Source organism: Coleofasciculus sp. C1-SOL-03 (genome assembly GCF_040220555.1).
Taxonomy (GTDB): domain Bacteria; phylum Cyanobacteriota; class Cyanobacteriia; order Cyanobacteriales; family Coleofasciculaceae; genus Coleofasciculus.
In genome coordinates this window covers 118,414-124,823 of sequence record NZ_JAVJUO010000027.1, presented here as the reverse complement: position 1 = coordinate 124,823, position 6,410 = coordinate 118,414, and the positions used below count along the sequence as shown (strand labels likewise).

Below are 6,410 nucleotides of genomic sequence, written 5' to 3'. Positions count from 1 at the left end.
ATTTAATAAATGGTTAACGGTTTCAACTGTTGCTTGATAGAATATATCGGACAATGAAGTTAAAAACATCTCCAAGTCGGTGAAACCGATGGGGTTAAGTTCATCGGCAGGAGTTGGCAAGCCTTTGCAATAAGTTATCGTTGTCATCGCTTTTTGGCTACCTCCCTCAGTTCGGTCACTATTTTTTTTGTGCTTATGACTTCGAGGACCATATTTACCAATTAAGTCAACAATATCATATCGACTCCGGACTACCAGCCGTCCGAGAAGCTCCGAAGCCAGCCGTTGAGTTCCCATCGGTGCAACCTGCAAGACCGTCACACAAAGTCGAGTAGCTGCTTGTTGGTGGGTAAACTAGACATTTCCTGATTATATCCGAGAAAATGTCTAGTTATGTCACTAATTGTCTAGATATTTACCGACTGTTAGTTAACCCCATCAACAATGACACCAGGGTTACGGATTTTCCCTTGTCAGTCTAGAAAGGTTTGATTGACATCAGCCATTGAGTTTACTCTCATGACGCTACAGCTCGACGCTGTATGCTAATTGTAATCATGCTCGCTCGGTGTAGGAGAACTATGGAATTGACGCAAAACACAGAACTGAGAACGATTGAGGATGAAGATGAAATTTCCTTGCTCGATATTATTCAGTTTTTCCGCCGCAACTGGCGGTTTATGGCATGGGGAACGCTGGGACTCTCAGCCGTCGCGATCGCGCTTTCCCTACTAATGCCCAAACAATACCAGAAACAGCTTACCCTGTCGGTCACCCCGGTTCCTATCTCTGTGTCTGGTATCCCTGGCGTTGATATCCAGCAAGCCAGTCACAAAACCGTGAAACTGTTGGAGAATCACTACGACAAAATTGATGAAACTGAGGTTAAGCCTACCTATAACACGGAAACCCAGCAGATCGACATCACCGTGCGATCGCCCGATACGGGTTTCTTGGCTGAAGCGGGTTCTCAAGTCTCTACCCTCCTCCAGCAGGAGTTTCAGGATACATTGGGTAAAGCGATCGCCAATAGTCTATTCAGCACTGACATGGAAATCCAGAAACAGCAACAGGTTCTGGAACAGCTCGAACAACAAATTGCTCAAGTTCGTGACTCCAATGGTATCGATCCCGAACGGATTAGAACGACTCTCAGGCTGGAGGCGCTAGAGACACAACGGGCAACCGTTCTAGCTCGCATTGCCAGCCTAGAATTTGACAAACAGTATCTCGAACCCGCTCAGGAAAATCTAGCGGAGTTTACCTCTCAAATCATCTCTATTCAACTCTTAAGCGAATCCAAAGTTGAAGCAACGCGCTCCCTCGTACAAATCGCCGTACTGGCTGCGATCGCCAGTTTTATGGTTGCTATCCTTGCTGCCATTATCCGCGATCAAGCCAGACGCCTCAAGGATGAGTTATCTCAGAAAAAGTAGCTACGCTTAGGGAACTAAAGTTCCCACTACTAACCTTTTGTGCCACTGATATGCTTATCTGTGGGGAACAAAAGTGATCCTAGCCAGGACGTTAAAGCCAATGTATCATACCTTGTTGCAGCCAGTATCGCCTTAGAGGTGCCGTTCATGCCCCAAAAAAGGCTCTTTCCTTCCGCATATCGATTGGGACAACTCGGACTCGATGGATTTGTAGCTTGGTCAGCTTGTAGCCTTGCTTTTTGGTTCCGCTTTGATGGTCATATTCCCGCTTCTCACCAAGCTCTGGCTTGGATGCTTCCCCTCTTGGCGATTCCAGGGCGTTTGCTGTTTCACGCCAGTTTTGGTCTGTATCGGCAAGTCTGGCGTCTGTTTGGACTTAAAGATGCCACCACCCTTTGTCAGTCGATCACCCTCTATTCCTTATTCCTTCTAGTCATCACTCGCTTACTGATTCCCCGTTTTACCTCCTTTTCGGGAGTTCCGTTGGGTGTGGCGGTGATTGACTGGAGTTTTTGTGTGATGGGGATGATCGCCCTGCGCTACGCCCGTCGTCGGTTTGTCCGTTACCATCCACGCGATCGCACGGCTTCACCCAGAGATTCCCAGCGGGTACTATTAGTCGGTGCGGGGCGGGCTGGATCACAAATTGTCCAGGAAGTCAACCAAAATCGCCAGCTTAATCTGGAAATTCTCGGCTTTCTGGATGATGATCCGACGAAGATGGGACGTAAAGTGGAAGGTATACCGGTTCTCGGTGCGACATCGCAGCTTGTACCCATCGCCAAACGCCTCAACGCCGATGAAGTGCTAATTTCTATGCCCTCGGCTAAGGCATCCCAAATCCGCAAATTGGTGGATCTCGCCCAGGGTAGCGCCTTAAAGCTGAAAGTATTACCGGGACAGGCAGAACTGTTGTGCGATCGCTCCCTGACGCCCCAAGCTAGACCCATCCAAATTCAGGATATCTTGGGACGCCCAGAGATTAAACTGGACTTTGCCGATGAATTTAATCAGCAATTTCCCTCCGCGCGATCGCAAATCTATAAGCGCACGGTTCTAGTTACGGGTGCAGGCGGTACGATTGGTTCAGAAATCTGTCGCCAGCTTGCCCGTCTTGACCCCCAACACCTCCTATTACTGGGACGAGGGGAAAATAGTATTTTCAACATTGAGCAAGAACTACGCCGCGATTTCCCCAACCTGAAGGCGACACCCATTATTGCCGATATCCGCCATCAACGTCGTATCCAGACCATCTTCCAAACCTGGCAACCTCAAATTGTCTTCCATGCGGCAGCCCACAAACATGTCCCCTTAATGCAGCATAACCCCACTGAAGCCCTAGAAAACAATGCTTTGGCGTCGGCTCATCTGGCACAACTAGCGGAACAACAGGGTGTAGATACCTTTGTCCTCATTTCTACCGACAAAGCCGTTGATCCCTGTAACTTTATGGGCTTAAGCAAGCGCTTAGCTGAACTCCTAGTTAAAGCGTGCGCCGCCAAAAGTCAAACCCGCTTTCTTGTGGTGCGCTTTGGTAATGTTTTGGGGAGTCGCGGTAGTGTGATCCCGATTTTCCAGGCACAAATTGCCAGAGGTGGTCCTGTCACCGTGACTGATGCCAATATGACCCGTTATTTCATGACCACTCCTGAAGCCTCTCAGCTTGTGATTCAGAGCCTTGCTGTTGGACAATCCGGTCAAACTTTAATCCTGGATATGGGTCAACCTGTAAAAATCTTAGACTTGGCACAACAAATGATTCAGTTGGCGGGTTTCATGCCAGAACTGGATATCCCAATTAAGATTACCGGATTGCGTCCTGGTGAGAAACTGCATGAATCGTTAGTCGGCTCGACTGAAAAGGTTTCTGCGACAGAACATCCGAAAATTATGGCGGTTTCTAGCCAACTCCCATCCAGGGAAGCGCTGATGCAGGCGATCGCGAATCTTTCAGAAGCGACAGTGGCTAGCTTCCCTCACAACCTGCTGTGGACAACAGCTCAATGCTGTCTAAGCATCCTCGAATCTCAACCTTGCCAGAACTTAAACAAACAGTCCCCTCATAATAAGCGTAGCTCGGATCAACCTGTCGAGACGGAAATCCCGGAAGTTTCATAATCAGGGCATGATAGTATGTCCGGTTGAATACTTACACTTTGCTGGAGACAAGGCTCAAAGGCTCTCAAGGAAGGAGGAAGGTTGCCAGGTAAAAGGAAATGATGGCTGTTTAGCCAGACAGGATATGATTTATGGCTTTAAATATTTCTAATAAAATTGTTTAATCAACAGAGCAAAATCAACTCATTCTTCATGAAAACCTATCTTAATTATATCCGTAAAGGCTTAGATAATATCAGTATAATTTCGTTTGCGGATGGTTGGTTATTTTTCCTGCCATACCTGCTTTTTTATTTATACTTTAAATATTTTAATCTAGAAATATCTGGTTTAAAAACTATATTTATTATCCTTCATTGCGGTAATTTTTTATTATTTTTGCATTATTTAAATTTGGCGGCGAGAAAAATTAAGGCATCAGAGTTATTCTTCTGGGTGGCTCTGTTGCTTCTTTTCCTAATACCAGGAGCTTATCTCGAATTTCCTTCTGATCCGTGGGAGCATTTCCGGAGAATTTTCTCGTGGCAAGCCAGTGATTTTATTCAAGACAATCGAGTCAACCACAAATTTACTTATTTTTGGGGCTGGACTCTGATGTTTGATGTGCCGCTACTCTATCGACGAGTAGCACTGGATATTTACAGCGCGTTCTGGCAATTACTCCTAGCCTACCAATTTTATTTATTGGCACTTCGCTTAGGGTTTTCCCAGTATTGGGCAAAGGTTCAAGTCGTTGCCACTATATTTTTATTTGGCACAAATCTGTTTGGCTTTTATAGATACTATGCGCTTTCGTCAACCCCTTTAGCTTATATCGCCTATCTTAGAGCGCTCATTGTTTTAATTAATGCCAGAAATGGTCAAATTAAACAACTAGGTTTACTGATCCCGCTTGGCTTGATCATGTATTATAACCACTGGCAGGAGTTGATGTTGTTGTGTATTTCTGGGGTGGCTTTATTTCTCGACTATATCACTAGCCAAAAGAAACATCTGAAAAAAATCATTTATGTTTCAGCCATCATTATCCCTGTCAGTTTCGCTCTCGGAGCCTATCTGGTCAAAAATCCTCAAATCATACCGACTGAATCCTGGAGTCTACCCTACGTGTCTCAGTGGGGAACGTTTCGGATATGGGATGTAAAACTTGCTTATTTTGAAACCTTTGGCATTCATGGTTTAATCAGTTTGATTCTAGCCATTGTTTTTTTAGGAAAGTATAAAACTATATCAATTTTGGCGCTGACTCCCTACCTGTTAATGCTTTTTCCGCCTTTTGTCCTATTTTTTGCCGTAGTGCATGGAAACCAAAGCAACTATGTTACCTACCGAGCCTTATATGCATTTCCCACGAGCTTTATGTTCGTCTTGGGCGGGCGAGAAATTCTGATGCTATTGAGGAGAAAACTGAAATTATATTTACCTCGATTGCAGGTTATCGTAGCAATTTTAATTTTAGGTGTAATAATGGTTTTGCCACCAATGTATCCTTATCGGGGTCGGTTTTGGTTCCAAGTTTATCAACCTCCAGCCGAATTATCCTTAAAATCAATAGATGTCACGGCAAAATGGTTAGTAGACAATCGTCAGCTTAATTCAGACTGTGCCTTAGTGAGTGATAGTGCCACGGGTTTTCTACTAGGAACTCATTTCAATTTGCCGATTCGATTTTTCAATCGACCCCTTGTCTATAATCCCAGCACTACTCTAGCCAGCATAACCAGCAGCGATGCATTAAAAAATTATGTAGACGCTAATCAAATCTGTAAATTGTTGATTGCTATACCCGACAAAATGAATCCACCTCCTGTTTCAGTTGTCGGGCAGGGTTCTGGACATTGGGAGGCGAGTTTAGTGCAAAAAAATTTCACCACTAATAAAAATTTTGAAGAGATTGCCGACGCTGTACTAACTACAGGTTGGACGAAAACCTTTGTTCCTCCTTTTTACTGGCTCTATGAAAATTCCAAGTAAGTACCAGAAACTAGCGGCTACTGCTATTACTCTATGCCTTGCCGCGATGATCACCATAGTCCTCGGTCAAGGTTTTCAGGACTCCATTCCTGAGGTAGTGTGGACAATGGTTAACGTTAATCATGCCGAACAGCAAGGAGATGCCCACCTAATTCAGGTTAAGCAGGGAAAGACAGTGTTAATAGACGCGGGTTACTTACAACCAGCCGAACAACAACTGGTTCCGTTTCTGCAAAACCATAACATCAATCATCTTGATTTAGTCTTCGTCAGCCATGCTCACCGAGACCATTATCAGGGTATAACTGCTATTATCAACGCTGGGATTACCATTAAAGAGGTTTACTTTAACATACCCGATAAGACCATTTGTGACCGGGAAATTCCTTGGGGCTGCAATTATCAGGAGGTGCTGACTTATCGAAAAATGCTAAAAGAACGCCAAGTTGAGGTAAAATCTGCCCAAGCAGGTCAAGCCTTCGACTTAGGTCACGATACTGTCCTCAAGATCCTTTACGCCTTTAATGGCATCCAGACGCCAGTGGGAACAACTGATATCAACGATATGTCCCTGATCATGAGGCTAGAACATGGTCAGCACAAGCATTTATTCACGGGTGACTTGAACCGGGCGATCGGGGGTTACTTAGCCGATCATCCCCAAGAAATTGCGGCTGATGTCCTGAAAATGCCTCACCATGGTACGGAGGGGGTAGCCCCGAATCAATTTTTTGAACAGGTGGGAGCGAAGTATGCTTTAGTCCCGTCGCCCTCAGGCTTATGGTGTAGCGATCGCAGTTCCCGAATTCGGACTTAGTTTAGAGAACACAAGACACCCGTTTTTGTCAATGGCTTATCGGGTCATGTTCGAGTTGAAGA

4 protein-coding genes and 1 pseudogene are annotated in these 6,410 nt (G+C 45.2%); 4 read left to right on the top strand and 1 reads right to left on the bottom strand.

Features of this window, described 5'->3' with window-relative positions; translation table 11 throughout:
• A pseudogene (locus RIE73_RS04695) lies at positions 1-321 on the bottom strand (hypothetical protein); the annotation flags it as partial.
• A 260-nt stretch (positions 322-581) separates the two neighbouring features.
• Here RIE73_RS04695 and RIE73_RS04690 point away from each other — a divergent pair.
• The 4 genes from RIE73_RS04690 to RIE73_RS04675 all read left to right on the top strand — a co-directional run bounded on the left by RIE73_RS04690 (position 582) and on the right by RIE73_RS04675 (position 6,348).
• Positions 582-1,436: a hypothetical protein gene (locus RIE73_RS04690; RefSeq protein WP_446400090.1), complete on the top strand. Its 855-nt coding sequence runs from the start codon at positions 582-584 to the stop codon at positions 1,434-1,436.
• 147 nt (positions 1,437-1,583) lie between these two features.
• The gene (locus RIE73_RS04685) at positions 1,584-3,557 is read left to right on the top strand and encodes a polysaccharide biosynthesis protein (protein ID WP_446400089.1); all 1,974 of its coding nucleotides are present in this window, start codon (positions 1,584-1,586) and stop codon (positions 3,555-3,557) included.
• A 192-nt stretch (positions 3,558-3,749) separates the two neighbouring features.
• Positions 3,750-5,531, top strand: coding sequence for a hypothetical protein (locus tag RIE73_RS04680; protein WP_446400088.1), 1,782 nt, complete (start codon positions 3,750-3,752; stop codon positions 5,529-5,531).
• Entirely contained in the window at positions 5,515-6,348 is an 834-nt protein-coding gene (locus tag RIE73_RS04675) for a ComEC/Rec2 family competence protein (protein ID WP_446400087.1), read from the top strand. Before RIE73_RS04680 ends, RIE73_RS04675 begins: the two co-directional genes overlap by 17 nt.
• Positions 6,349-6,410 lie beyond the last annotated feature (62 nt).